This is a genomic window from Streptomyces sp. NPDC041135 (assembly GCF_055592085.1).
Genome location: NZ_JBVIYZ010000022.1, coordinates 50,939 through 77,556, shown reverse-complemented (window position 1 = coordinate 77,556; position 26,618 = coordinate 50,939). Strand labels below are relative to the sequence as shown.

Here is a 26,618-nt window from a genome sequence, read left to right as displayed (position 1 = left end):
GAACACGCGACTGGAGCAGCGATGCAGGACTTCCCGCGCCTACGACGTGGTCGCCATCGGCGCCGGCCCCGTCGACGAGAGCGTGGCCGGCCGGGCCGGCGCCGCCGGACTCAGCAGCCGTGATCATTGAGCGCGAGCTGCTCGGAGGGGAGTGCTCCTTCCAGCCCTGCGAACCCGGCGAGGCGCTGCCGCGGCCCGTGGGGGCCCGTGCCGACGCGCACGGCGTCCCGCGGCCGGACGGGGAGGACCGGCACCCACGGGGTGTCGGATACGCAGCGGCGTCGCGGGCGTCGGCGCCCATGGCGCGGTTCCGGGAGGCAGGAGCGGTGACGATCCACGGGAGCCGGCCGACCGCTCCGCTCCGGCCCTCGATCCCGTGATCGCCACCTTCGCGACGATGCCCTCCTGCTGTCGGCTACCGCGCCCGGCGGTCGGCCGAAGGCGGTCGGCCGCTCGCACGAGCGGCTCGTGCGAGCGGCTCGTGCGAGCCGTGGGATCGCCGCGAGGAGACGATGCGCTTGCTAGAACCGAGGCATAAGGTATGAATCACCCGTTTGTCCGTGTCTCGGTCGACAGCCCGGCGAGGAGACATCGCATGGCCAGGACGACTCCGCTCCCCGTGCGGGTGCGGCCGCACTCCTCTCGAGCGGCCCGTCGCCGGGTGCGGCGCCTGCACGTGCCCGTGCGCGCCGAACCGTCCTCTCCCCGCGCGGACCGGAACGGGAAGGTTGCGGTCGACGATGCACCGTTCCCCATACAGGCCCGGCCGTCGAGACCGGTGCGCCCGCGGCAAGGACCGAACCAGACACCCGAGTCACAGGAGCAGTGATGAACGACGTCCCCCGCCCGTACGACGTGATCGTCATCGGGGCCGGACCGGCTGGTGAGAACGTGGCCGAACGCACCCGGTCCGCCGGTCTCAGCACAGTCATCATCGAACGCGAACTGCTCGGCGGTGAGTGCTCGTTCTGGGCCTGTGAACCCAGCAAGGCGCTGCTGCGGCCGGTGCTGGCGCGGGCCGACGCCGGCCGCGTGCCCGGCTTTCGTCACGCGGCGGACGGGCCCCTGGACGTTCCCGCGGTGCTGGCGCACCGGGACGCGATGGCAGAGCACTGGCAGGACGAGGACCAGGTCGACTGGCTGAACTCGGTCTCGGTGGACCTCATCCGGGGCCACGGCCGGCTCACCGGGCCGAAGCAGGTGACGGTGCAGACCACCGAGGGCGAAACAGTCCGGCTCACCGCCCGGCACACCGTCGTCGTCGCCACCGGCACCGGCGCGGCTCTGCCGGAACTTCCGGGCCTCGACTCGGTGCGTCCGTGGACCAGCCGCCAGGCGACGAGTTCCTCCGAGGTGCCCGGTCGTCTCGTGGTGGTGGGCGGCGGTGTCGTGGCCGTGGAGATGGCCACTGCCTGGCAGGCGCTCGGCTCCCAGGTGACCATGCTGGTCCGCAGCGAGGCCGGGCTGCTGCCCCGCATGGAACCGTTCGCCGGTGACATGGTCGTCCAGGGGCTGCGGGAAGCCGGAGTGGACGTGCGCCTGGGCGCCTCGGCGATCTCCGTGACCCGCGAGGGGCCCACGGCCGGCGAGGTCACGGTCGAACTGAAGGGCGGTGGAGAGGTGACCGCGGACGAGATCCTCTTCGCCATCGGCCGTACTCCCCAGACGTCGGACCTCGGTCTGGAGAGCGTGGGACTGACGCCCGGTGACTGGCTGCACGTGGATGACACCTGCCGGGTCACCGCCGTCCCCGACGGCTGGCTCTACGCCGTGGGTGACGTGAACCACCGGGCGTTGATGACGCACCAGGGCAAGTACCAGGCCCGTATCGCGGGTGCGGTCATCGGTGCACGCGCCCGTGCCGAGAGCCTCGACGACGCCAAGTGGGGAGCCCACACGACGACCGCCGACAGCCTGGCCGTTCCGCAGGTCGTCTTCACGGACCCCGAGGTCGCGTCCGTGGGCCTCACCACCCAGGAGGCCGCACGCAGCGGAGTCCGCGTCGACGTCGTGGACTACGACATCGGGCTGGTCGCGGGTGCCCGACAGTACGCCGAGGGTTATCGCGGCCAAGCCCGCATGCTGCTCGACCCCGATACCGGCGTCGTTCTCGGCGTCACCTTCGTCGGGCCCGGCGTCGGAGAACTGCTGTACTCGGCGACCGTCGCGGTGACGGCCGAGGTGACCGTCGACAGGCTCTGGCACGCCGTGCCGGCCTTCCCGACGATCAGCGAGGTCTGGCTGCGGCTGCTGGAGACGTACCGCAGCCGGAGCGACGCGGAGTCCGGCTGAGGCCTCGGTGGCCCGCCGCGCCTGCTTCGCGGACGTCCCCTCAGCGGTTCGCTCCGGCGCGGGGCCGCCGGGCCGGTTCCCCGCGTGCGGACCGGCCGCGCGTGACCGGCACCGGATGCCGTGATGTCTGTCGTCTTGGTGTGGTTCCCGTGCCGGCGGTGGGCGGGCCCGGGCAGGTCGTCGTCGCCGCCGTCATCGACCCGGGTACCGGTCACACCGGGAAACCCGCGGATCAGGTCCTGCCCGCCCCAGAAGAGGCCGTCGGCCGGCAGCGCCGTTCCCCCGATCATCCTCACCCTTCTGTGGCCCCGGCGACAGAAGGGACGCCCACTCGGGCATGTCGCGCAACTCATAACCTGTCGAACAGGTTATGAGCACAAGGAGATTTGACAATAACTTACGGGACCCCTTCAATAAGTAACCGTTCTGACGGGTTATTCGGTGTGAGAGACTCACCTGGACGCCGGCGGATGCCCGGCTGACTCCCGCGCACCGACCCGCCGCCCGTCACCCAGCTCCACAGCCAGCCCCACGGAGGGTTTCGCATGATCAGCAGGCGCACATTCAACAAGGCCGCCGGCCTGGGCACAGGCGTGGCCGCGGCTTCTCTGACCGCCCTCCAGGGCATGCCCAACGCCTCCGCCGCCCCGCGCGGGTCCGGCGGCAGCCCCGCGCCGACTGTTCCCACGGTGACCCCGGGCGCCCACACCTCGTTCGCCCAGCTGAAGCGGATCCGGGCCGGCGTGCTGGACATCGGGTATGCCGAGGCGGGCCCCGCGCACGGCCCGGCCGTCATCTGTCTGCACGGCTGGCCCTACGACATCCACAGCTTCGTCGACGTCGCACCGCTGCTGGCGGCGCAGGGCTACCGGGTGATCGTGCCCTACCTCCGCGGCCACGGCACGACGACCTTCCTGTCTACGCGTACGTTCCGCAACGCACAGCAGTCGGTGATCGCGCTCGACATCATCGCCCTGATGGACGCCCTCAAGATCGAGCGGGCCGTCCTCGCCGGTTTCGACTGGGGCTCACGGACCGCCGACATCATCGCGGCCCTGTGGCCCGAACGCGTCACGGGCCTGGTGTCGGTGAGCGGATACCTCATCACCAACGTCGCGGCGCAGAAGAAGCCGCTGCCGCCCGCGGCCGAGCACAACTGGTGGTACCAGTACTACTTCTCCACCGAGCGGGGCCGCCTCGCCATGGCGGACGAGCAGAACAGGCACGATCTGTGCCGGTTCGTCTGGCAGACGGTCTCCCCCACCTGGAAGTTCGACGACGCCACCTTCGAACGCACCGCCACCGCGTTCGAGAATCCCGACAACGCGGCCATCGTGATCCACAACTACCGCTGGCGTCTCGGCCTCGCCGACGGCGAACGGCGCTACGACCGTTACGAGAAGGTGCTCGCCACGCGACCCGTCATCAAGGTGCCCACCATCACCCTGGATGCCGAGCGCGACCCGTTCACCGCCCCGGGCAACGGCGCCACGTACCGGGACCGTTTCGTCGGCGCCTACGAGCACCGCACGCTCTACGGCATCGGTCACAACGTGCCTCAGGAGGCGCCTTCGGCCTTCGCCCAGGCAGTCGTGGACGTCGACCGGCTCTGACCCCGCGTCCCCCGCGGAGACGCCGGCGACGCTCCTTCCGAAGCCGCGAACTCCGTTACCAGTGGCACTCCCCTGGGCCGCCCGCGACAGGGGGCTACGGGTCCCCGCTCACGGCCACCACGCCGCGGGACCGGACCGTGCCGTGCTCCGCGCCGTCGTTCCGCGGACCGCCGGTGCGGTCAGGTCACAGCTGACCGGCGAGCCGCCGCAGTGTGCGGGCGGCGCTCTCGGCTCTCGCCTCCCGGTGGCCCGTACCCGCCCACAGGTGGATGAGACGTGTGTCCCCGGCCTCCGTGGCGGCCTTGCGGAGTGGCGCGGTGAGGTGGTGCACGGCCGGATAGCCGGCCGGGGCCACCGCCCCGTAGCGCTCGATGAAATGGTTGCGCAGGCCACGTGCGGGACGGCCGGTGAACGCCCGGGTCAGCACGGTCTCCGTGAACGCCGGGTCGACCAGGGCGTCCTGGTACGCGGCGGCGGCCCCACTCTCGTCCGTGCGCAGCAACAGGGTGCCCACCACGGCGGCGTCCGCGCCGGCGCGCAGCGTGGCCGTCACGTCGGCGGGGGTGGCGATGCCACCGCCGCCGATGATCGGCAGGGAGGTGCTCCGACGCACGTCGGCGACCAGGTCGGGCAGCGGCACGGAAGCGAGCGGCCGCTCGGGGCTGAGCGTCGCGGAGTGCCCTCCCGCGGCGGACGCCTGCACCACGAGCCCGTCCACCCCGGCCTCCGACGCCCGCCGGGCCTCGTCGGCGGAGGTGACGTTCTGCAGGACGGTGGTCCCCGCCCTGCGCAGGGCCGTGACGACCGAACGGTCCGGGATGCCGAAGGTGAACGAGACGAGGGGCACAGCGGACGCGAGGAGCAGATCAACCTTGTCCGCCCAGTCGTCGTCGTCCTCGACCGGTTCCAGGGCGTTCAGTCGCACGCCGTACCGGTCGGCCTCGGGCTGGATGACCTGGGCGTAGCGGCGGTACTCCGCCGGCGCGACGGGGACCGGGGCGGGGACGAAGAGGTTGACGCCGAAGGAGACACCTTCGGCCCGGACGGTGTCCATCTGTTCGGCGAGCGCCTGCGCGGTCTTGTAGCCGGCGGCGAGGAAGCCCATGCTTCCCGCCCGGGCTGCTGCCGTCACCAGCGCGGGAGTGCCGGCCCCGCCGGCCATCGGGGCCGCCAGGACCGGCAGCGAGACCCCCAGGTCGTCCAGCAGTGGGCTCATCTGGCTTCTCCTCCTCGGGCCGGGGATGACACACGTGACTCTAGACAATCGGAGACACGTGGCGAAATGCCGGTCGCGTCACCATGATGCGCGGTGGCAACGGAGGTGGCGTACATTTCTTGCACCTTGCGACCACGATCGTCGGACGGAGTCGGCAGTGACGACCATGAAACTCCCGCGCCAGGAATGCGCAGCCACGGTTCTGGGCGGCCCCACGGCCGTCCTCGACCTGGGCGGTCTGCGGATCGTCAGCGATCCGACCTTCGACGAGGCGGGCCCGCACGGATATCTCACCAAGACGAGCGGACCCGCCCGGACGGAGGACGCCGTGGGCCCGGTGGATCTCGTGCTGGTCAGCCACGACGTGCACCCCGACAACCTCGACGAACGGGGCCGCGCGTTCGCGAAGGCCGCGCCGCTGGTCCTGACCGGGCCGCTCACCGCGGCGCGGCTCGGCTCACCCGCGGTCGGTCTCTCCCCTTGGACCAGTCACACCGTGGCACGCGGGGACGGTCAGGGTGACCTCACCGTACTCGCGGTGCCGGCCGTGCACGGTCCCGAGGACGGCGAGCGCGACGCCGACGGTCATGTCAACTGCGAGGTCACCGGTTTCGTGCTGTCCGGCCGGGGACTCCCGACGGTGTACGTCAGTGGTGACAACGCCTCGCTGCGCGTCGTGGCGGAGATCTCCCGGCGCGTCCCGGACATCACCTCGGCGCTGCTGCACGCCGGAGCGGCGCGTGTGCCGGCGAAGTTCGACGGCCGCCCGCTGTCCCTCGACAGCCGGCGGGCCGCGGCGGCGGCCGCCGTCCTTCGCGCGGACGTCGTGGTGCCGGCCCACTACGACGGCTGGGACCACTTCTCCGAGGGGCGTGACGACCTGACGCTCGCCTTCTACGAAGCCGGCCTGTCCGCGCTGCTGCGGACCGCGACGCACGGCTCGTGGGTGGACCTGCGCCCCTGAGATTCGAGGGCTGTTCTCCGTAGGCCGCCCGGTCGGCATCTACTTGACAAGTCAACGAGTTTGTCCCTTAACTTGACGCTGCAAGCATCAGTGACCGCCCACTTCCGAATGCAAGTACGGCGTTCGAACAGTGCATAACGTTCGATGCCGGAAGGGGCGGAAGGGGCATGGACGCGGCAGTGCGCTACTCGATCCTGGGCACCGTTCGGGCGCTGCGCGGAGACGCCGAACTCCCTCTCGGCCCGCCCAGGAGACTGGCCCTGTTCGCCCTGCTCCTGCTGCGCGCGCCCGGCCCGCTGACGCTCAGCGAAGCCGTCGACGTGCTCTGGGGCGAGGAGCCGCCCGCCAGCGCGGTCAACGTGGTGCACCGGCACATCGGCGCCCTGCGCAGGACGCTGGAACCTCATCTGCGCAGCCGGTCCGACGCCCGGCACCTCGTACGTGCCGCCGACGGCTACCGCCTGCTGGTCGACACCCCGGACTCCGACCTCCTGCACTTCCGTGACCTGTGCGCCCGGGCACGGCTCGGGGCCGGCACCTCGGACCGCGCCCAGGCCGCTCATCTCTTCGTCCGGGCCCTGCGGCTCTGGCGCGGTCCCGTGGTGGCCGAGGGCAGCTACGTGTGCCGGCACCCGGTCTTCACCGCGGTGGGGCAGGAGTTCGTCACGGCGGTGAAGGAAGCCGCCGACGTCGTCCTGGCCGCGGCCCCCGCATGGACGGACGACGTTCTGACGGCGCTGCGGCACGCCCTGGTCGGACACCCCTTCGACGAGGCTCTGCACGCGCGGGTCATCGCCGCCCTCGCCGCCACCGGTCGCCAGGCCGAAGCCCTGCGGCAGTTCGACGGCATCCGCCGCAGCCTGGCCGACGAACTCGGTGTCGAACCCGGTCCCGAGCTGCGGGCCGCTCAGCAGCGACTGCTCCGGCAAAGCTTCACCGGACCTTCGTACCCGCCGGCATGCGCGGTCCCCGCCGCTTCGCTACGGGCCCACCTTCCCGTGGACTGTCCGTCGTTCGCCGGCCGCCGGGCCGAGCTGGACCGGTGCCTGGAACTCCTGCCGCCGGAAGGGGACCAACGGCAGCCCGCGCTCACCGCCGCCATCTGCGGCATGGCGGGAGTGGGAAAGACGACCCTGGCCGTCCGCTTCGCCCACCTGGGGGCCGAACGCTACCCCGACGGACAGGTTTTCGTGGATCTCCAGGGGCACCACACCTCGCGGCCGCCTCTCGAATCCCACGAGGCCATGCGCACGGTGCTCGCAGCGCTGGATGCCGATCCGGGCCCGGCGGCACCGGGCGCGGACCCCGGAGCCGCCGTGCTCGGCACCGCGTACCGCAGGGCCCTGGCGGGACGTCGGCTGCTCCTCGTCCTGGACGACGCCCGCGACAGCGAACAGGTACGTCCCCTGCTGCCCAGCACCGCCGGTGCACTCACGATCGTCACGAGCCGCCGGCGGCTGGAGGGACTGGTGGTGACGGACGACGCCCGCATCGTCACCCTCCACCCCATGACCCACCAGGAGAGCCTGGAACTCATGGAACGCCGTCTGGGCGCGGACCGGATCAGGGGCGAGCACACCGCGGTGGGGGACATCGTCGAAGCGTGCGGGGGACTGCCGCTGACGCTGGCCGTCGCGAGCACCCGGGCGCGGCTGCAACCGGCCTTCTCCCTCACCTCGCTCGCATCGCGGCTACAGGACGGCCCAGGCGGCCTCGCCCCCCTGTCCACGCACGACGTCCGCACCGATGTCCGGAGCGCCTTCATGACCTCCTACGCGGCACTGAGCCCCGGTGCCGCCTCGCTGTTCAGGCTGCTCAGCCTGCATCCCGCACGGGAGATCAGCGCGCGGGCCGCCGCCAGCCTGACCGGCACCGACCTACGCACCACGCACGCGCATCTGGCAGAGCTGATCGATCACCACGTCCTCGCCGAGCCGGCGCCCGGCAGGTACACCTGTCACGCTCTGCTGCGCGCCCTGGCCGCGGAACTCAGCTCCGAGCGGGACCTGCCCAGCGCGCGGTCCGCGGCCCGGGCCAGGCTGGCCGAGCACTGTCTCCGCGGCGCCGACGCCGAAACCGCGCCGATGGCGCCGCACCGCAAAACCCTGGTCATGCCGCCGCGCCCCGGTGTGTGACCGCAGCGGTTCGGCGCACGGCTCCCGCACCGGGACTCAGAAGGCATCCCGGTGCACGACGGAACGGAGGGTGCGCAACGCGTTGTGGTGGCGGGACTTGACCGTTCCCGCCGGTACTCCGAGAATCCCCGCTGTCTCCTTGATGGTGCGGTCACCCAGGTAGATGTGGACCAGCACCGCCCTGTGCTCCGGTGAGAGCGTGTGGAGGAGGAACCCCACGGTCATGGCGTCGTGCACGGCCTCGACAGTGTCCATCCCCGACGACGGTTCGTTGTGGACGGCTCCGAACACCTCCCTGCGCGCGTGCGGCTTGCGCACCCAGTCGATGACCAGGTTGCGGGTGACGGTGAACAGCCAGCCTCTGACCGAACCCTCCATGCCGACGAGGCGGTCCACGTTGCGCCAGGCACGGATGACCGCCTCCTGCACGATGTCTTCGGCGAGTGCGCGGTCGCCCAGCATGTTCTCGGCGTACGAGACGAGCCCGTCCCGGTGCTCCCGCATGATGGTGACGAGCAGTTCCGCCACAGTCGTCGGCGTGGGGGCGGTCGTTGGCGTGGGGGCGGTAGTCATAGTTTCCGAGTTTCCGAGCCGTTCCGGTGCTCCGTGGTCCTGCGGCCGGAGGGTGCACATGTGTCCTCCGAGGCATCCGCACCCTAGGCATGGACGAGTGCCGGAATTCTGCCGCCCTTGTGACGCGGTGATGCCGACGAGGAGAAGTCCGGGGCGGAGTCCGCCGTGGAAACCCGCAACGCTGACCATGGTCCGTGCGACGACCGGCCGCCATGGTGCCGACGTCGAAGTAGCTTGCACCGTGAAGGTGGGGGGGGTATGCCCGTGGCGCTGCTGCCTAGACACGTCGCTGCATGTACACCCACGTATGGGTACCATGCCCGGCATCATCTAGTTTTCGAGGGAGTGAACGGTTGTGACCAGCCAGTCAACCGCGACGCTCCGATCGCGGTACGTCGAGCAGGCCGCATCGGATCTCAAGGAAAACCGTCGCCGGCAACAGGAACTCCTCGAAACCGTCAAGATGTTGAAGCGGGAGGAAGCCCTCCTCGCTGACATCCTGGCCCTCGCGGAGCGGTACGAGGGCGGTGTGGACGGACCGCCGCCGCTGCCCGAGCAGGCGCAGGAGGAACCCGCACACCCGCGGTCGGGCCGGCCCGCCGCCAACCCGAAGACGTCGGGGAGGACGGCCGGCACGGGCAAGTCGCAGCAACCTCTGCTCGCGGACCTCCTGCTGGATCTGCTCCGTGCACAGGAACAGCCACGTTTCGCCAAGGAGCTGAGGGACGAGCTTCTCGCGAAGCATCCCGATCGGACGCCGACCCCGCAGGTGGTGCGCAACACGCTGGAGGCACTCGTGGCCAAGGGACGTATCCGCCGCCACAAGGACCAGCGGTCGGTGAGGTACACCCTGGCATGACGTAGGGCACACGCGACGTGCCGCTCCGCTCAGGGGATCAGCGGAGCGGCACGAGCGGAGCAGTCGCCTCCCCGCCGGGGGAAGCGGGAAGGCGACTGCCCCCACCCGCCGCGGTGTCCGCCAGTTCAGAACCGTGCGCGGCGGGAGCCTTCAGCAAAAGAACGGATCCCGTGGTGGCCGGGGTTCACGAACGCGCCGTAAAAGATGCCCGCTCGCCGACCAGGCCTCCGAGGCCAGGAGCGGAGCGCGAACTCGGCAGCCTCTCGCCGACGTCACGCAGGGGTCCGCGGCGGTGATCCGAAGGCTTGCGCGGCCGACGGGGCCCCATCGGCGAGACGCCGTTGGTGAAACGACATGCGAGCCCCCACCAGCCTGCCGCCGGGAGCCCGGGAGGCAGGGCTCCGGAACCCGGGGCGGCGACGGTCCAGGGCCGGTCCGACCAGCGAAAGTCACCTCGCGTGCGACGGTCCGGACCCGCGCCCGCTCGGCCTCACGACGACCAGCGGCAACGCGAACGACTGCACCCGCCGTCGCGGCGGACGACCTCCGGCTTCGCCGCTACTACTTGCTTGAGCAAGCATCGTATATACTTGTCCAGGCAAGCACTTTTGGATGGGTTCAACGAGAGGTTCAGCCGTCCCGCGCCCATCGACATCACCGCACAACCGGAGGTACTGACATGAATCGTCTCGAGGGGCGCGCTGCACTGGTCACGGGTTCGACGAGCGGCATCGGGCGCGGTGTCGCGGAGGCGATGGCCCGCGAGGGCGCCATCGTCGTCGTAACCGGACTCGGCTCGGAGCGCGGTGCTCAGGTCGTCGACGGAATCGTCGCGGAGGGCGGCATCGCCCACTTCGTCGAGGCAGACCTCTCTGCGGGTGGCTCCGAGATCCGCCGCCTCGCACAGGAGGCGACGGCCCTGGCGGGTCGGCCGATCGACGTCCTGGTCAACAATGCGGCCTTTCTCGTGCCGCCCCACCCCATGACGGAGTCGACCGAGGAACAGATCGACCAGGTGCTGGAGGTCAACATCAAGGCCCCGTTCCTTCTCACGGCGGCCCTGGTGCCCGCCATGGTGGAGCACGGCGGCGGCTCGGTGATCAACATCGGCTCGATCGGCGGCGTGGACGGAATCAAGTTCACCTCGCTGTACGGCGCCAGCAAGGCAGGCCTGCACTCGCTGACGAGGTCGTGGGCCGCGGAACTGGCGGCCGACGGTGTGCGGGTGAACACCGTCGCCCCCGGACCCACCATCACGGAAGGGAACGAAGACCTCCGCCCCCTCCTGGAGCAGCTCGCCGAGGGCAATCCGGACCGGCGTACGGGCACCGTGCAGGATACGGCCGCGGCTGTGATCTTCCTCGCCAGTGAAGAGGCGTCACACATCCACGGTGTACTCCTCCCCGTGGACGGCGGGGCCCTCGCGATCTGAGGACGGGTCGGCTCGGCGCCTCGGCGCCGAGCCGGCCCCACGAGCCGTCGTTGATCAGTGAGGACTGCCCCACGATCCCTGGCGATCGCGTTCGCTCGGCGGACGCCCGTGGCCGACCGGGGACTCCCACGGGTGCGACACGCGGCCAACAGGAGCAGCATGGGGCAAGGCGGCAGTTCGCAGGGGCGGACGCACCCCTCACCGTTCGCAGCGAGGGCAGGAGTGAGCATGGCGGCGCAGCACCTGTTCGTGATGACCGGAGCCCCGTACCGGACACTCACGGCGTCTCCCCCTTCACCGGCCACCAGGTCTCGGCATGCACCAGCGACGAGAAGAACGCCGTCGGGCCGGCTCCCCGGGCACGGTGGCCGCTGGAGGACGAACGGGAACGTGTCGGCGTGACATTCGCCCGCGGTGAGATGCGAAGGCCGTACACGGTGGCGGACCGCAACCTGCACACAGGGCGGAATCCCGCGTCGGCACCAGCTCCGGCGGCCCGACTGCTGAAGGGGCTGTAGGTGGCGCCCCCGGACAGACCTCACGCGCTCGCGCGGCGGTGCGGAGCCGGGGTTACCGGTGGCCGGACTCCGGGGACCTCATGGCGGGGAGCCCGGCTCCCCTGCCTCGGTGCGGCGCCTCTCTCCTCCACCCGCACCCCGCCAGCGGGAAGCGCCGCGCGACACGGACCGGCTCGGTCCGCTCCAGTGCGGCCGCATCCTCGCCCTGTCCCTCCCCTCCCCGGTGAATTCCGATCCCCACCGGCCGGCCGTCGCCCATGGACCTTCCCCGGTGCACCCGCGGCCGGTCCGGTGAGTTCATCCCCATCAGGTATGTCGTCCGAGCACGAGAGGCTCAGGCCATGGACATGAAACTCGAAGTCGTCGTGATACCGGTGTCCGACGTCGACCGGGCCAAGGACTTCTACACAGCGCTGGGCTGGCGGCTCGACGCCGACCTCGCCCCCGCCGAGAACTTCCGGGTCATACAGGTGACCCCGCCGGGATCACCGGCGTCGGTCATCTTCGGCACCTCGGTCACCTCCCAGGCTCCGGGCAGCGCACAGGGACTGCACCTGATCGTCGACGACATCGTCGCCGCCCACGAAGAGCTGAAGCGACTCGGCGCGAACCCGAGCGACGTCTTCCACGACGCCGGCGGGATCTTCCACCACGCCGGCACCGAGGCCCGGGTGCCCGGGCCGGAACCGCAGCGCGCCAGCTACGGTTCGTTCCTGTCCTTCAACGACCCGGACGGCAACGGCTGGCTCCTGCAGGAGGTCACCAGTCGGCTGCCGGGGCGGGTGGACCCCGCGGCCATGACGTTCACCTCGGCGGACGAGTTGGCGAGCGCCCTCCACCGCGCGGCGGCCGCACACCGCGCACAGGGGTCGGGCACCGGCACGGAAGATCCCGACTGGCCGGAGTGGTTCGCCCGGTACCTGGCGCGTGAGCGGAGCGGCGCCGAGGAGCTGTGATGAGCGATGCCGCCTACCGAGCCTTCACCGTCACCGGCCAGCGGCAGTTCACCCTGGTCGAACGGGAACGTCAGGAACCGGCCCCCGGCCAGGTCCGCATCCGTGTCGAGGCGTGCGGGGTCTGTCACACCGATGTCCTGGCGGTCGAGGGGCTGCGACCGGACCCGGCCACGCCCATCGTGCCGGGCCACGAGATCATCGGCGTGATCGAGGCCGCGGGACCGGGCGTAGAACCGGCATGGCAGGTCGGCGAGCGCGTGGGCGTCGGCTTCCTCAGCGGCCACTGCACGGTGTGCGAGCCCTGCCGCCGCGGCGACTTCGTCAACTGCGAGGAACAGCCGCAGACGGGTACCGCCGTCGACGGCGGTTACGCGGAGGTGGCTTACGCCCGGGCGACCGGTCTCGTGCGGATCCCGGACGCACTGGACGCCCTGGCCGGTGCGCCGCTGCTGTGTGCGGGGTTGACCGTCTACACCGCGCTGGTGTCGTCGTCGGCCGCGCGTCCCGGCTCGCTCGTCGCGATCCAGGGCATCGGCGGCCTCGGGCATCTGGGCATCCAGTACGCCCGGGCGCTGGGGTACCGCGTCGTCGCCGTCGCGCGGGGCACCGAGAAATCCGGGCTCGCCGCGGAACTCGGCGCCCACGACTACATCGACAGTACGGCGACGGACCCCGGCGAGGCGCTCCAGCAGCTCGGCGGGGCGGCGGTCGTCGTCGCCACCGCCGCGTCGGGCGCCTCGATGTCACCGCTGGTGCGGGGACTCGGCAGGCGGGGCGAGCTGGTCGTCGTCGGAGCGGCTCCGGACCCGTTCGAAGTGAGCACGACCGACCTGATCTTCGGCAACCGCGTCGTGCGCGGAAGTCTCACCGGCTCGTCCATCGAGAACGAGGACAACGTGCACTTCACGCTCGCCCACGCGATCCGCTCCCGTAACGAGGTGCTCCCTCTGAGCGACGCTCCCGGGGCCTACGAGCGGATGCTCTCCGGCGAGGCCCGCTTCCGTGTCGTACTCGACGCGGCGAGGTGACACCGTCGTGGCAGAGCCGCCGCCCACACCAACAGGGACGCTCAGCTCTTCTTGCTGTGCAGGCGGGACCGGTAGGCGGCCGCCTTGACTCGGTTGCCGCAGGTCTTCATGGAGCACCACTCCCGCCGGGGGCCGCGCGAGCGGTCGAGGTAGACCTGGGTGCACTCGGGACGGGAGCACTCGCGCAGCAACGCGCCCTCCACTCCCCCGAGGATCTCCACGGTCTCCCGGGCCAGGACCACGAGCCCCTGGGCCACTGAACCTGTGCGGCGACGCTTGCCGTCCGCGCCGAGCTGAACCCGAACCGGCAGGCCGGCCGCCTGCCGGTTGACCTCGGCGAGCGCCGCAGCGGGCAGAGGTTCGCCGGCCAGGTGCGACGCGACCACCGAGTAGATGGCCTCCCGCAGGTCCAGGGCCGTCGCGACGTCGGCCTCGTCGGCGCCGGGAGCCTCGTCGAGCATGCCGGACTCCACGAACCAGTCGTCGAGCGACTCGGGGCGTGAGAGCATTTCCGTCGGCGCCTCGTTGCGGCGTGCGCGCAGCGTTCCGACGAAGTCGAGGAAGAGCGTCCCACAGGGAAATGCATGATTCACGTCACCATTCTGACTGGTGACAAAGGAAAACGCAAAGACCCTGATCGGAGGGCGTCACCTGAGGTCCGGACTTCACCTGCCGCGCGCAGCCGGTCACCGGGTCCGGGCACTCAGGAAGGGGTCCTCGTGCATCGGGCCGGACGGTGAGCACCTGCCCGGGCGGGACGGCCGAGTGCGGCGGAGGCGCCCGGCCGGCACATCTGACCTCACTCGGCCGATGGCGGGCCGGGACGGTCGAGCAGTTCCGCGATGAAACCTTCCCAGTCCAGTGCTTCGCTCTCCGCCTCCGCCGGAACGGTCCGATACGTCGCTTCCAGCCACTCGGCGAGCGGTGCCACGGGAAGGCTGAACAGAGCGTTGTGACTGCCGGAGTCGAGCAGCAACCAGGCCACGCCCGGCGCGTCGTGGAGAGCCGGCCACACCTTCACGTCCCACTCACCGCTGTCCCCGAACAGCCCGCGGTAGAGCAGTTCCCGGCCGATGCGCCAGGTCACGGCGGATCCGGTCACGGGCCTGAACGTAACGGAGATGATCATGGGCGTGCCGGGGTCGAACCGGAAGTCCGCCCGGACCGGCAGCACCGTCTGCTCGCTCAGCACGCGGCCGACCTCCAGGGAGAGCGAGGAAGCCCCGTGCGGCACCGCCTCGCGCACCCACAGGCCTGATTGATCGCTGTTCATGACACGCTTCCCTTCCCTGGAGCGACGTTTCCGCCCGAACCGTTCCGCACGACGACGTTCCGCGTCCTCAGTCACGTGATGTTCCGCCGGTGCACGTCGGCCGACCCTCACGTGCGGCGGCCGGCACTCCGGGACCCGGCCGGACGGGGGCTCGGCCACTCCAGCCAGGATGATGAGAATCATCCAGGTTGTCAAACAGCACGTTCGACGGCCCTCGGAACCCCGCCCTGCGGTGACCGTCCCGGCTGTCGACGCGAGATCGCTCCGCACCGCGACTTTGCCCATTTTACTTCGCTGTGCAAGTATTGATGTCATGTCGACCGCAACGCCAGCACCGGTCCCCTCCGGACCGAAGGCCCTGACTCCGGAGGAAGAGGCCGTCGTCCGGGCCCTTCCGCGTCTCATTCACGCGCTGCCGCGCGCCATCGACGCCGACATGGTGCGGGAGCAGCGTCTCCCCAACACCGAGTACCTGGCCCTCATGCATCTCTCCGAGGCACCTGGCCGGCGGTTGCGTATGAGTGATCTCGCCGGGGTCTGTGAGATGTCACTCAGCGGCACGACCCGTGTCGTGTGCCGACTGGAGAGTCAGGGCTTCGTCCAGCGCGTCCGGTGCGCAGAGGACGCCCGAGGCTGGAACGCGGCTCTCACGGACGCCGGTCTGCGGCGGCTGGAGGAGGCGTGGCCGACCAACCTGGCCGCCGTCCGCCGGCACTTCCTCGACCATCTGGCAGGGCTCGACCTCAAGGAACTCGCCGCGGCCCTGCAGAACGTGGCCCCCTGAGCCGGTGCGGCCGCCCCGGACGGCAGCCGGCGGCCGCCCGCCGCGCACTGCTGCCGTGGCGAGCGAGCAGGCATTCAACGCATCACCCGTCTAGAGAGTGACAGAACTGACAGCGGGATCCGCCGGGAGGGAGCGGAACCCGATGACGAAGGGGGCACGTGACAGCCGCCAAGTGCGATCATGTCCTCATGACTCCTCCAAGCGACGGCCCCCGGCCCGTCACGCTGGGCACTCGGCCCACTCCGCTGGAGCCCATGCCCCGACTCGCCCAGGAACTGGGGCTCGGCGCCGACGATCTGTGGATCAAACGCGACGACCTCACCGGCCTGGGTGGCGGCGGCAACAAGGTGCGCAAGCTTGAGTGGCTTTGCGGGGCAGCCCTCGCCGAGGGGGCGACCCACCTCGTGACGACCGGCGCCCCGCAGAGCAATCACGCTCGCCTGACCGCCGCCGCGGGCGCCCGCCTGGGTATGCGGACCGTGCTGGTTCTGGCGGGCACGCCCGGTGGACCGGTGCACGGCAATCTCGTCCTGGACGCCCTGTTCGGGGCCACCGTCGTCTGGGCCGGTGACGTCCACGGCGACGAGCTGAGCGCCGCTGCCGCGACAGTGGCCGCCCGGCTGCGAGCCGACGGCGCCGTACCGGCGCTGATCCCCTTCGGTGGGTCAAGCACGCTCGGGGCCCGCGGTTACACCGTGTGCGGACACGAGCTGCTCGCCCAGGTCCCGGACCTGGACACCGTCGTGGTGGCCCTGGGTTCCGGCGGCACCATGGCCGGGCTTGTCCACGCGCTCGGCGCCGAACGGGTCCTGGGCGTCCACTGCGGCGCCGTGACCGATCCGGCGGACGTCGTGGCCGCGTTCGCCTCCGATCTGTCCGGTACGGCACATCCGCCGAGTTCACTTCGGCTGCGACTGGACCAGGTCGGCGAAGGGTACGGCGCGCTCACCGAACCGGTCGTTGCCGCCCTGAACCGTACGGCCCGCGCGGAGGGCGTCGTACTCGACCCCGTGTACACGGGTCGGGCCATGGCCGGCCTGATCGCAGCGGTGGAGGACGGGCACATCGTTCGCGGCCGGCGCACGGTCTTCCTCCACACGGGCGGCCTTCCCGGCCTCTTCGGGCACCGGGCCGCACTGGAGACGACCGCGTCGGACCTCGCCGCGAGAAGTCACGCGCTCTGAAGCGTCGGAGGTCTCAGGCTCGGGCCCCGTCTGCCGGAGGGGCCGGTGGAACGCGTGACCGACGGCGGCGGCCTCAGCGGCCTTCGAGGGGTGCACGCCGCGACCGGCGAGCGAGCCCCACGGTTGCCACTGCGCGGTAACCGCATCGCAGGCCATCCGAGGGCGACGGGCCTATCCTGCTGCTGGAGGCGACGACCTGTGAACACCAGCCGTCCGCACACAGCTCAGCCCGGTCAGTTCGCGGGGATCCAGGACGAGGATCTCGCGATGGTGCTGCACGCGGCTGCGCGCGAGGCCATGCGCGCGCTGGGCGCCGCCGCCGCAGCCGTCCACCTGCTGAGCAGTGACGGCACCCGGCTCGAACTGGCACTGACGGGCGGCGGCCCGCCGTCCCTCTTCATGGTGCCCGCACGGGTCCGCCTGGACTCGACCGGCAGCTGCGCACGTGCCTTCGCCTCCCGAGGCGCCGCCGTCTCGGCCCAGGCCGACGCCGCCGGTGCGCCACCTGGACAGGCACTCCCCCACCCCTATGCCGCACTGTCCGTCCCGGTCACGGGGGAAGACCGGCGTTTCGGCACCATGACCGTACTCTGCGCGGCGAGTTACGAAGCCTTCGGGCCGGCACACCGGGAGCGCCTGCAGCGTGCCGGTGACCGGCTCGCCGCCGCTCTCGCCGAGCTCGCCGAGCGGGGCACGGCGGTCACGGCCGGCCCCGTGCCCGCGCTCGTGCCGATCTGGCCGGGATCGGACGTGGGTGAGCACACACCGGGCTGGGGGGTGCCGGGCGCGCCCGGCTCCGCGGGCACCAGCATGATGTACCCGGTGCGCCGTCTGACCGAGCTGCTCAATCGGGCCACGACGCCCGACGGCATCGTCGAAGCCGCCCAGGGCTGCATCATGGCTCCCTTCGGCGCGCGGGCCCTCGCCCTGGTGACGGCCGACCAGGCGCACCTGTGGGTGTTCGGGCACAGCGGCGCGTCGTCCGGCATGGTCCGTCATCTGCACGGCGCCAGGACGGACGCGGAGTCTCCGGTCACGGAGGCACTCCGCGGGCTCCCGCAGTTCCTCGCCGCGTCCGGTCCCACGGCCGTCGACTCGGATCGGCCCGACGGCGAGCCCCATGCCGAAGCTCATCTGCCACTGCCCGGAAGCACCCGGTTCGGCGATCCCACAGCCGGGGAGCAGCAGACCGTCATCGGCGTGTGCTGTCTGACGTTCCCGGGCTCGCGCACGTTCTCGACCGAGGAGCGGGCGATCCTCGGCATGATGGCGCAGTCGCTGGGGGCGGCCGTCGAGCGGGTGGAACTCGGCTCCCAGCAGCGCGAGGTCGCCACGTGCCTGCAGAGAACGCTTCTGCCCCCCAGGCTCCCCGAGTTGCCCCGCCTGACCACCGCGGCACGCTACTGGCCCGCCACGGCGACGTCCAAGGTGGGCGGAGACTGGTACGAGGTCATCCCGCTCCCGGGCGAACGCATGGCCCTCGTCGTCGGGGACGTCGAGGGCCATTCCATGGAGAGCGCCGCGGTCATGGGGCAGGTGCGCACCGCGGTGGCCGCCTACGTGAGCGAGGACCATCCGCCCACCACGGTGATCGACCGCGTCGGCCGACTGCTCACCACGTCGGGTACGGAACTGACCGTGACCTGCTGCGTCGTCGTCCTGGACACCGGCGACGGCACCGCCGAGGTGGCCTTGGCGGGTCATCCGAGTCCGCTCGTCCGGCATGCCGACGGTCGGATCGACGCCCTCGAGGCACCTGCGAACGTGCCGCTCGGTGTGGCGGTGAACGATCCCTGTCAGGGGCGGGAACACAGACTGGAGGCCGGGAGCATCCTCATGCTCTACTCCAACGGCCTGGTCGACTGGAACGCGACCACTCCGGAGGCACGCGCCCGGGCGCTGCTCGGTTCCGGCAGCGTCACGACCGGCTCGGACCTGGAGCAGCTGGCCGACCACATCTCCGCCGACGTCTCGCACCCGCAGCAGCGGCGTGACGACGCCGTGCTGCTCGTGGGCCGGTACGAGGGGGCCGGGGGCGCCGGCAGCCAGGTCGCCCCGCGCGCCGGAGGCATGGTCATCCAGCGTGGCGACCTGCAGGGCGCCGGGGCGGCGCGCGCCTTCGTCGACGATCGGCTGCACACCTGGGGTCTGCCGGACCTGTCGGACTCACTCCAGCTCATCGCCTCCGAAGTGGTGACCAACGCACTGATCCATGCGGGCAGCGACGTCGACGTCCGTATCCGGGCGTTCGACGACCATGTCCGGCTGGAGGTGCGGGATTCCCGGAGCAATCCGCCGGTGCCGTCGCCTCTCGCGCTCTCGGAGGAGGACAACGCCGAGGCCGAGCACGGCCGCGGTCTGCTGATCGTCGACGCGTTGGGCGGGGTGTGGAACAGCTTCCCGAACGGCAGGGGCAAGAACGTCGTCGTCGACATGCCCCTCTGACGTGGGGCAGGTGCCGGGTAGCGGGCCGTGCTGTGTCCCCGTGCCCGGCCGCCGCCCGCCGCGAGGCGGCGATTCGGGCGCTCACCGTCCGTCCGGCCGTCAGAACACCTGGAGGAAGCAGCCGCAGGCGATCACCACCGCGGCCGACACCGACATGAGGACGGTCAGGGTTTTGCGGATGTTCACTGCGGCTCCTCGGGGAGGAAGACGGTTGGTTCGGTGCTCCGTGCCCTCGGCGGCGCAGCGATGCATCGAGGGTCGGACGGATCGCGGCCCGGGGCCAGGGCCACGCGCGTACCGGTGTTCCGGCGTACGGTGGGTGGCAGCCGCTCCGTGGGACCGGCCCGGCGGACCTACGGACGGTCGGCCGGTGCAGACACTCGCGCGGCGAAATGGACGACGCGACACGGTCCATAGTCACACCGCTTTCGTCACCCGTCAAGGCGGTTACGCATGACACGATCGTCGTCCACCAGCGCGGTCGGTGCCTCGCACCGATCGACCACCGCGCCGGGTACGCGGAAGGGGCACGGGGCGCCTTCCGCGCTCGTCCGGGCGGAGCGGGGGACCAGCTCAGCGGCGGCGTTCCGCGAGGGCGGCCGCCTCGGCCGCCTCCGCCGTCACACGCGCGGCGGCGCGAACGGTACGCCCGCCCAACTTCCAGGCGACCATACGCAGTGCGGTCGCGGGAGCGGGCGGGAAGACGCCCAGCTGCGCCAGCATGGTGACGTCGTCGCGCACGGCCTCGTGGCCGGCCACCCTGCCCTCGCGCAGCTCCAGCACGTGGATCTGCTCGAAGTCGATCTCGCGCCCTGTCGCGGGAACCGCCTGTTCGAGCGCGCCCTCGCGGAAGCGCACGAAGGGGCCTGTGTGGCGTCCCTGCATGCGCAGCCGGACCCAGACCTGCCGGTCGTTGGCGGCGATGTCCGTGATCGGAAACCGCAGACCGCCGAAGGCGGAGCGCATCCAGGCCCCCGAGGCGAGTACACCCGCTGGACCCGGGATCGAGCAGGACGGGGGTGCCACGGCCGCCTCGCGGTTGCGGAAGTCCACCGAGACCACATCGGCGGCCAGATCCGCGTCTCCTGTCTCGAGAACGCGGAAGAGCCCCTGGGCAAGTTCGGCAGCGGTCAGTCCCATGATCGGTCACACCCCTCGGCAGCTACGACCCGCACGACGCGGACCGCCCACAATTGAGGTAACAGCGTACCTAATGATTAGGGTCTGATGGAAAACCTAGGATGGGGTGATGCCCTCCAAGCGCTCCTACGTCTCCCCCTTGCGCGAGCAGGCCGCTGCGCGAACCCGTGAGCAGATCCTTCAGCGGGCCACCGAGCTGTTCGCGGAGCGCGGCTATGGACTGGTGACCGTCGCGGACATCGCGGCCGCCGCCGGTGTCTCCCCCAAGACGGTGTTCGCGAGCGTCGGCAGCAAGAGCGACATCCTGGACCGGATCGTGGACCAGGGCGTGGCCACGTCCGGTCACGAGCAGGCCGTACGGCACCTGCTCGGTCTGCGGACGCCCGAGGCGGTCCTGGACACACTGGCCCGGGGCACCCGAGCGGGCAACGAGGCACGCTTCCCCGTTCACGAGGCGATTCACAAGGCGTTGCCCGTCCACGAGAACGGTGCCGCCCTGTGGGAGCGCGCCACAGCGGCCTACCGGAACGCCCTGACGACGGCCGCGGGCCACCTCCACACCCTGGACCCCCTGCCCCGCTACGCCGAACAGGAGACGGCGGACGCGCTGTGGTTCTGGTTCGGCCCGTCCGGCTGGCGCTCGCTCGTGGTCGACAACGCCTGGCCATGGGACCGTGCCGAGCAATTCCTGCGGCGCACGGCCACCGCCACCTTGTACTCACACGAGTAGGCGTCCGTCAGCTGCCCCTCGGGACCTGTCGTCCGGATCATGCCGGCGTCTCGGGGCGCGGCGGGCGGGCCTGGCGCCGGCCGACCGCGGGACGGCAGGCGGCCGGGGCCGCCTGCCCGCCACTCACCGCAGCAGCACGCCGAAGACCACCGTGAAGAACGCTTCGAACGCCCGCGCCGAACGGTCGGCCCGGGCGCTGATCAGTGCCCCTTCCCACGCGCTCAGCACGAAGCGCGCGAGGGTGGACGCGTCCAGCGCTTTGGCCACCTCGCCCGCCTGCTGGGCGTCCGTGATGGCGGAGGCGAGGGCGTCGGTCCAGGCCTGCAACCCCTCGCGCACCGTCGCGCGCACCGCATCACTGTGATCAGCGACCTCGACGGCGAGGTCGCCCACGAGGCAGCCCCGGTTGAACTCCGCCTGGATGTTCTCGTCGCGCAGGAACTCGAAGTGCTCACGCAGCCGGGTCAGCGGGGCAACCGACCGGTCATACAGCTTCTCCAGCCCCCGGCTGGCGCCGTACCGGTCCAGCGCGACGACGGCCAGGGCTTCCTTGCTCGGAAAGTGGTTGTAGAAGGATCCCTTGGGGGCCCCGGCGGCATCGGTGATGTCCTTCACGCCCGTGGCCGCGTAACCGCGAGCATGGAACTGCTCGACCGCGGCAACGATGAGGTTCTCCCGCAGACTCGCCCTGGGCACCGCGCTGGCCTCCTTGTTCCCCGTTCAAGACGATCGGTCGCATTCAACATACCAGATGGCCCCGAGATGGCGGCCTGCGCATAGCGTTGACGTGGGCGGGGACACAGCAGCTCCCGCTTGCTCCGCTTAAGACGACCGGTCACTATGGAGCCACTATCGGCACGCCCGTCACACAGGAGAACAGCACCATGAGTGATCTCACGGCAAAGGTCGTCCATGCGCACGGTGGTCTGGACCGCTACGCGCGATACCGATCCGCCACGGTCGACTTCCGCTCCGGAGGAGTGTTGTGGGGGATGAAGGGCCAGGAGGGTGTCTTCGACCGTGCCGCCGTACAAGTCGACCTGCATCGACAGCGTGCCAGCCACTCCCCCTTCACCGCCCCTGGTCTGCGCACCTCCTTCACCGCCGAGCGCGTGGCGGTGGAGAGTGACTCCGGCGAGGTGCGGGCCGAGCGTCTGTCGCCCCGGGACGCGTTCACCGGTCACGTCCTCGAAACCCCCTGGGACGACCTGCACGTCGCCTACTTCGCCGGATACGCGATGTGGACGTACCTGACGTCCCCCTTCACCTTCGTCTCCCCCGGTTTCCGGACCGAGGAACTGCCTGCCGTGACCGAGGACGGCGAGAGGTGGAGCCGGCTCAAGGTCACGTTCCCCGAGCACATCGCGACGCACAGCCGGGAACAGGTCTTCTACTTCGACGAGGCCGGACTGCTTCGCAGGCACGACTACACCGCGGAGGTCCTCAACGCCGGGCCGGCCGCGCACTACGCCTTCGACCACGCGGAGTTCGGCGGGATCATGGTTCCGACCAGGCGCCGCGTCCACCCGCTCGGAGAAGGGGGCACGGTGGTGCGCGACATCGAACTCGTCACCATCGACATCGAGGACGTCACGTTCGCGTGACGCCGTACTGACCCGAGCGCCTCGAACGACTCACCCCTTGGTCTCCGAGGAGGCCAAGGGGTGAGTGGGGCGGTCCTGGGTCCGGTGCTTCCACTGACCTCACGACCGGGAGTCCGTGCCGAGCGACCCTGGTCAGACTGCGACCACATCCGGTTGGGGGGCGCGCGCTCCCAGCAGAGCGAGGCAGTTCAGCCAGAGGGCGTCGAGCTGGTCGGTGCTGTTGTAGAGCTTCGCGAACAGCACCTGCCCCTCCAACTGCGCGACGACCGAACGGGCGGCTTCACGCGTGTCGGTGACCGTCACGTCACCGCGCTCCAGGGCCACGGAGATCACCTCTTCGACCATGCCGACCTGGGCCTCGAAGATCTCCTGCAGTCGCTCCCGGATGGGAGCCGTCTGGTTGCTCAGCTCCAGGGTGAGGTTCCCGAACATGCACCCGGACACGCTTCCGCACGTGTCCTGGCCGGCACGCTGAGCGGCCGCGGTCTCCTCGAAGAGCTGCCGCAGCCGCAGCAGAGGCACCTGGTCATCTCCCAGGGCACGCTCCCAGTCGCGGCGCTGAACAGCCCACTGCTCATCGAGGACCGTCAAAGCCAGGGCTTCCTTGGACTCGAAGAAGTGGTAGAAGCTGCCCTTAGGCACACCGGCCGTCTTGCAGATTTCCGCCACTCCCAGGGCCGAGTAGCCCCGCAGTTCTATGAGAGACCGCGCGGCATTGAGAATCTTGCTCCTGGCATCACTCGTCCGTCCCATACTCCCAGTATACGACCATTCGACTAGTAGGGGCAGAACCCGGCATCCATCGCTTGCCGAGACGGAAGACGCAGGTCGGCGCCGCTGCGAGCAGCGGCGCCGACCTGCGTCTGTGCTCTTACCGCTACGCGGCGGCCTTCAGCTTCGCGGCGATCCTCACGACGCGCTCCGCCTGGTGACGTGCGGCAGCGCGTGTGACGTCGTTCACCGGCAGGCTGCCCTGCCCGTCGACGTGCGAGGTGCCGTAGGGGTTGCCGTCCGCGAACTTGAGCGGGTCGGTGAAGCCGGGAGCGACGACGATGCCTCCGAAGTGGTGGACCGAGGTGTACAGCGCCTGGAGGGTCGTCTCCTGCCCCGCGTGGGCGGTGGCGGACGACGTGAAGCCGCTGTAGACCTTGTCGGCCAGCTTGCCCTGCGCCCAGAGACCTCCGAGCGTGTCCATGAACTGCTTGAGCTGGGCGGAGAGGTTACCGAAGCGCGTCGCGGTGCCGAACAGGACCGCGTCGGCCCACTCGATGTCCTCCGGGGAGGCCTCCGGGATGTCAGCCGTGGCGGCATGGTTGGCAGCCCACGCCGGGTTGGACTGGATGGCCTCCCAGGGAGCGAGTTCCGGTGCCTTGACCAGGCGGACCTCGGCGCCGGCCTTCACGGCCGCGTCGCGCAGCTCCTTGGCGATCTCGGTGATGGTGCCGGTGGAGGAGTAGTAGACGATGGCGACGTTCACGGGAGTGGTCACGGTCGCGATCTCCATTCTGGGTGAGCGGAAAGTGCCGGTGGAAGTAGCCGACCGGTCTAGTGCTCGAAGCTAGATGACCGGTCTACAAAAGACAAGCGCATCTCGTGCGTCCCTCGTCACACCCATTTCACGGCGAGGAGTGTTTGACCTTCGCCGACCGGTCGTCTACTTTTAGGTGACCGGTCGGCTAGTACCGCTTCAGACACTCAGGAGAGGCCGTCGTGAACACTCAGGATCAGAAGGTCGCCGTCATCACCGGCGCGTCACAGGGCATCGGCGCGGGGCTTGTCGCCGCCTACCGCAAGCTGGGCTACGCCGTCGTCGCCACCTCGCGTGGCATCGCGGAGTCGAAGGACGCCCACATCGTCACCGTTCAGGGGGACATCGGCGACCGTGACACCGCCGAGCGCGTCATCACGGCGGGCCTGGAGCGGTTCGGCCGCATCGACACGCTCGTCAACAACGCCGGGATCTTCCTCTCCAAGCCGTTCACCGAGTTCACCGAGGACGACTACGACGCCGTGATGGGAGTGAACGTCAACGGCTTCTTCCGCATCAGCCAACTCGCGATCGAGCAGATGCTCAAGCAGGGCGGCGGACACCTCGTGCAGATCACGACCAGCCTCGTCGAGCACCCCAACTCCAACGTGCCCTCCGTGCTCGCCTCCCTGTCGAAGGGCGGGCTCCAAGCCGCCACGAAGGCCCTGGCCATCGAGTACGCCTCCCGTGGAATCCGTTCGAACGCGGTCGCCCTGGGCACGATCAAGACCCCCATGCACCCGGAGCAGCACCACGCGGCCCTCGCCGGATTGCACCCCGTGGGCCGCATGGGCGAGATCAGCGACATCACCGACGCGGTGGTCTACCTGGAGAACGCCCCTTTCGTCACCGGTGTCATCCTGCCCGTCGACGGTGGCCAGACCGCCGGGCACTGACCATGCCACGCGCACCACGTCCTGGTCGCCTCCCTCGGCAACCGGGGTCCGTTCCGCCATGGTCACCCGCAGCGAACTCCGGCCGAGGTGCCCGTCCCCGGCTCCTCGACGAGGTGCGCCGGACGGTGTCCCCGCCCCTCATCCCCGCGAGCGGGCAGGCGACGTCCCAGGACGTCGTCCGGGCGATGGAAGCCGGTGCCACGATCACCGTGGCGGCGCGGTCCCGCCGCACGCGGACGAGTCCGGAGCCGCACTCCCCACGAACGGGGCGTGGCAGGCCCGGCGGCCGCGACCGTGGTCACCGACGCCCTCACCGGCGGTCCGGGAGGGACGGCTGGCCGTGCGGGGCTGGAGCCGGCAGCAGACCATGAGCACAGCAAGCCTTTACGAACCCGCCAGAGGAGCAGGACCATGAGCCACCCGATGCACGAGGTGCTGGACCGGTGGAAGGCAGCCTTCGACAACCACCAGCCGGACGTGATCGCGGATCTTTACACCACGGACGCGCTCTTCCAGGGCTTCGGACCCACAGTCGTGGCCGGCCGGGATGCGGTCCGCGCCTACTACGAGGCGGTCGAAGCCGACCGGCGGGCCGATGTGACCGTCCTGCACACCTACACCCTCGGCGACCAGGTGGCCGGCGGCTTCGCTGACGTCACTTTCAGCGGTGCGGACGGTTGGGAGGCCAAGGTCCACCTGTCCCTCGTGCTGCACCGCGCGAACGGGAACGGCGATTGGAAGATCCGCCAGTATCACGTCTCCCGGATCGCCACCCAGGACTGATGCAACCGCCACCCGCGCTCCCATCGATCGTCGGCGTCCATGCCGTCGTGGCTGAATCGGAGGAAGACCATGCGTGAATTTCTCGTCGAGCTGATCACGACCATCCCCGAAGGCACCGACCCGGGCGAGGTCGACCGGATTCGTGCCGCGGAATCCGTCCGCGCCAAGGAACTCGCGTCCGACGGCCGCCTCGTACGCCTGTGGCGTCCGGTCGGCGAACTCCGCAGCCTCGGCCTGTGGCGCGCCGACGACGAAGCCGACCTACAGGAGAACGTGCTGGGCACCCTGCCGCTGTGGCCCTGGATGACCGCGGCCGTCACCCCCCTGCAATCCCACCCCAATGACCCCGGCCGCGCCGGCACAGCCGCCTGACACGACGTCGAGGCACCCAGGCTCAGCACCGAGCAGGTGGGGATGGCACAGGCAGAACACTCACCGCAGCGTCGGCCCGGTGAAAGGGGGCTGTCCAGGACGGCTCCGACGCCGTGATCACATCAGCCACACCGAGATCGCCGCACCGGGCCGGCGAGTCCGTCGGCAAGCCTGACTCGACGACCCGGCCGTGATCGACGGCCTGGCACAGGCCGAGGGGGCGATCCGCGCGGCGGCTCGACACGGATCGAGCTGACCCGGAACGCCCACTCGGGGAGCCCCGCCCCGCCCGA

Annotated in this window: 24 protein-coding genes and 1 pseudogene; 17 read left to right on the top strand and 8 right to left on the bottom strand. The window is 70.6% G+C overall.

The genetic code is table 11. From position 1 onward, the window contains the following. Positions 1–10 precede the first annotated feature (10 nt). The 3 genes and pseudogenes from ACZ6CZ_RS31385 to ACZ6CZ_RS31375 all read left to right on the top strand — a co-directional run. A pseudogene (locus ACZ6CZ_RS31385) lies at positions 11–230 on the top strand (pyridine nucleotide-disulfide oxidoreductase); the annotation flags it as partial. A 598-nt stretch (positions 231–828) separates the two neighbouring features. Beyond that, complete coding sequence (locus tag ACZ6CZ_RS31380; protein ID WP_469027922.1) at positions 829–2,292, top strand: dihydrolipoyl dehydrogenase family protein; 1,464 nt, start codon at positions 829–831, stop codon at positions 2,290–2,292. Positions 2,293–2,837: 545 nt separating this feature from the next. Beyond that, the gene (locus ACZ6CZ_RS31375; protein ID WP_469027919.1) at positions 2,838–3,905 is read left to right on the top strand and encodes an alpha/beta fold hydrolase; all 1,068 of its coding nucleotides are present in this window, start codon (positions 2,838–2,840) and stop codon (positions 3,903–3,905) included. A 184-nt stretch (positions 3,906–4,089) separates the two neighbouring features. Here ACZ6CZ_RS31375 and ACZ6CZ_RS31370 read toward each other — a convergent pair whose 3' ends face one another. Further along, positions 4,090–5,121 carry an NAD(P)H-dependent flavin oxidoreductase gene (locus ACZ6CZ_RS31370; protein WP_469027917.1) on the bottom strand — a complete coding sequence of 344 codons (1,032 nt, stop codon included), beginning with the start codon at positions 5,119–5,121 and terminating at the stop codon, positions 4,090–4,092. Between the two features lie 166 nt (positions 5,122–5,287). Here ACZ6CZ_RS31370 and ACZ6CZ_RS31365 point away from each other — a divergent pair, with 166 nt between their 5' ends. Together ACZ6CZ_RS31365 and ACZ6CZ_RS31360 are read left to right on the top strand one after the other, a co-directional pair. Further along, positions 5,288–6,085 (top strand): MBL fold metallo-hydrolase, encoded by a 798-nt coding sequence (locus tag ACZ6CZ_RS31365; protein ID WP_469027947.1) that lies wholly within the window; start codon positions 5,288–5,290, stop codon positions 6,083–6,085. 167 nt (positions 6,086–6,252) lie between these two features. Then, positions 6,253–8,220 (top strand): AfsR/SARP family transcriptional regulator, encoded by a 1,968-nt coding sequence (locus tag ACZ6CZ_RS31360; protein ID WP_469027915.1) that lies wholly within the window; start codon positions 6,253–6,255, stop codon positions 8,218–8,220. Positions 8,221–8,256: 36 nt separating this feature from the next. Here ACZ6CZ_RS31360 and ACZ6CZ_RS31355 read toward each other — a convergent pair whose 3' ends face one another. Beyond that, positions 8,257–8,793, bottom strand: coding sequence for a sigma-70 family RNA polymerase sigma factor (locus ACZ6CZ_RS31355; RefSeq protein WP_469027912.1), 537 nt, complete (start codon positions 8,791–8,793; stop codon positions 8,257–8,259). A gap of 355 nt (positions 8,794–9,148) precedes the next feature. Between ACZ6CZ_RS31355 and ACZ6CZ_RS31350 the strand changes: the two genes are divergently transcribed. The 4 genes from ACZ6CZ_RS31350 (at position 9,149) to ACZ6CZ_RS31335 (ending at position 13,586) form a co-directional block, all read left to right on the top strand. After that, on the top strand, positions 9,149–9,652 hold the full coding sequence (locus ACZ6CZ_RS31350) for a hypothetical protein (RefSeq protein ID WP_469027910.1): 504 nt from the start codon (positions 9,149–9,151) through the stop codon (positions 9,650–9,652). 679 nt (positions 9,653–10,331) lie between these two features. After that, positions 10,332–11,084 carry an SDR family NAD(P)-dependent oxidoreductase gene (locus ACZ6CZ_RS31345; protein WP_469027908.1) on the top strand — a complete coding sequence of 251 codons (753 nt, stop codon included), beginning with the start codon at positions 10,332–10,334 and terminating at the stop codon, positions 11,082–11,084. An 859-nt stretch (positions 11,085–11,943) separates the two neighbouring features. Further along, a complete protein-coding gene (locus tag ACZ6CZ_RS31340) occupies positions 11,944–12,558 on the top strand; it encodes a VOC family protein (RefSeq protein WP_469027905.1) in 615 nt (204 codons plus the stop codon). Beyond that, positions 12,558–13,586: an alcohol dehydrogenase catalytic domain-containing protein gene (locus tag ACZ6CZ_RS31335; protein WP_469027903.1), complete on the top strand. Its 1,029-nt coding sequence runs from the start codon at positions 12,558–12,560 to the stop codon at positions 13,584–13,586. The genes ACZ6CZ_RS31340 and ACZ6CZ_RS31335 overlap by 1 nt, the downstream gene beginning before the upstream one ends. A gap of 41 nt (positions 13,587–13,627) precedes the next feature. Here ACZ6CZ_RS31335 and ACZ6CZ_RS31330 read toward each other — a convergent pair whose 3' ends face one another. Together ACZ6CZ_RS31330 and ACZ6CZ_RS31325 are read right to left on the bottom strand one after the other, a co-directional pair. After that, positions 13,628–14,179, bottom strand: coding sequence for a CGNR zinc finger domain-containing protein (locus ACZ6CZ_RS31330; protein WP_469027900.1), 552 nt, complete (start codon positions 14,177–14,179; stop codon positions 13,628–13,630). Between the two features lie 206 nt (positions 14,180–14,385). Next, positions 14,386–14,934, bottom strand: coding sequence for an SsgA family sporulation/cell division regulator (locus tag ACZ6CZ_RS31325; protein ID WP_469027898.1), 549 nt, complete (start codon positions 14,932–14,934; stop codon positions 14,386–14,388). A 238-nt stretch (positions 14,935–15,172) separates the two neighbouring features. Between ACZ6CZ_RS31325 and ACZ6CZ_RS31320 the strand changes: the two genes are divergently transcribed. From ACZ6CZ_RS31320 to ACZ6CZ_RS31310, 3 genes are all read left to right on the top strand, one after another. After that, a complete protein-coding gene (locus ACZ6CZ_RS31320) occupies positions 15,173–15,643 on the top strand; it encodes a MarR family winged helix-turn-helix transcriptional regulator (protein WP_469027895.1) in 471 nt (156 codons plus the stop codon). Positions 15,644–15,831: 188 nt separating this feature from the next. Next, positions 15,832–16,827 (top strand): D-cysteine desulfhydrase family protein, encoded by a 996-nt coding sequence (locus ACZ6CZ_RS31315; protein WP_469027892.1) that lies wholly within the window; start codon positions 15,832–15,834, stop codon positions 16,825–16,827. 198 nt (positions 16,828–17,025) lie between these two features. Then, positions 17,026–19,272 (top strand): ATP-binding SpoIIE family protein phosphatase, encoded by a 2,247-nt coding sequence (locus tag ACZ6CZ_RS31310; RefSeq protein ID WP_469027889.1) that lies wholly within the window; start codon positions 17,026–17,028, stop codon positions 19,270–19,272. Between the two features lie 573 nt (positions 19,273–19,845). On the opposite strand, the gene ACZ6CZ_RS31305 is transcribed toward ACZ6CZ_RS31310, so the two are convergent. Continuing rightward, complete coding sequence (locus ACZ6CZ_RS31305) at positions 19,846–20,412, bottom strand: ester cyclase (RefSeq protein ID WP_469027886.1); 567 nt, start codon at positions 20,410–20,412, stop codon at positions 19,846–19,848. Positions 20,413–20,521: 109 nt separating this feature from the next. Between ACZ6CZ_RS31305 and ACZ6CZ_RS31300 the strand changes: the two genes are divergently transcribed. Then, positions 20,522–21,142 (top strand): TetR/AcrR family transcriptional regulator, encoded by a 621-nt coding sequence (locus tag ACZ6CZ_RS31300; protein WP_469027883.1) that lies wholly within the window; start codon positions 20,522–20,524, stop codon positions 21,140–21,142. 123 nt (positions 21,143–21,265) lie between these two features. Here ACZ6CZ_RS31300 and ACZ6CZ_RS31295 read toward each other — a convergent pair whose 3' ends face one another. Next, the gene (locus ACZ6CZ_RS31295) at positions 21,266–21,838 is read right to left on the bottom strand and encodes a TetR/AcrR family transcriptional regulator (protein WP_469027881.1); all 573 of its coding nucleotides are present in this window, start codon (positions 21,836–21,838) and stop codon (positions 21,266–21,268) included. 188 nt (positions 21,839–22,026) lie between these two features. Between ACZ6CZ_RS31295 and ACZ6CZ_RS31290 the strand changes: the two genes are divergently transcribed. Beyond that, the gene (locus tag ACZ6CZ_RS31290; RefSeq protein WP_469027878.1) at positions 22,027–22,746 is read left to right on the top strand and encodes a hypothetical protein; all 720 of its coding nucleotides are present in this window, start codon (positions 22,027–22,029) and stop codon (positions 22,744–22,746) included. A gap of 132 nt (positions 22,747–22,878) precedes the next feature. Here the strand turns inward: ACZ6CZ_RS31290 and ACZ6CZ_RS31285 are convergent, their stop codons facing one another. Then, positions 22,879–23,499 carry a TetR/AcrR family transcriptional regulator gene (locus tag ACZ6CZ_RS31285; protein ID WP_469027875.1) on the bottom strand — a complete coding sequence of 207 codons (621 nt, stop codon included), beginning with the start codon at positions 23,497–23,499 and terminating at the stop codon, positions 22,879–22,881. A gap of 124 nt (positions 23,500–23,623) precedes the next feature. Further along, entirely contained in the window at positions 23,624–24,235 is a 612-nt protein-coding gene (gene wrbA, locus ACZ6CZ_RS31280) for an NAD(P)H:quinone oxidoreductase (protein ID WP_469027872.1), read from the bottom strand. Positions 24,236–24,456: 221 nt separating this feature from the next. Between wrbA and ACZ6CZ_RS31275 the strand changes: the two genes are divergently transcribed. From ACZ6CZ_RS31275 to ACZ6CZ_RS31265, 3 genes are all read left to right on the top strand, one after another. Then, a complete protein-coding gene (locus ACZ6CZ_RS31275; protein ID WP_469027869.1) occupies positions 24,457–25,170 on the top strand; it encodes an SDR family NAD(P)-dependent oxidoreductase in 714 nt (237 codons plus the stop codon). A 411-nt stretch (positions 25,171–25,581) separates the two neighbouring features. Beyond that, entirely contained in the window at positions 25,582–25,953 is a 372-nt protein-coding gene (locus ACZ6CZ_RS31270; protein ID WP_469027866.1) for a YybH family protein, read from the top strand. 69 nt (positions 25,954–26,022) lie between these two features. Beyond that, positions 26,023–26,325: a muconolactone Delta-isomerase family protein gene (locus ACZ6CZ_RS31265; RefSeq protein WP_469027864.1), complete on the top strand. Its 303-nt coding sequence runs from the start codon at positions 26,023–26,025 to the stop codon at positions 26,323–26,325. Positions 26,326–26,618 lie beyond the last annotated feature (293 nt).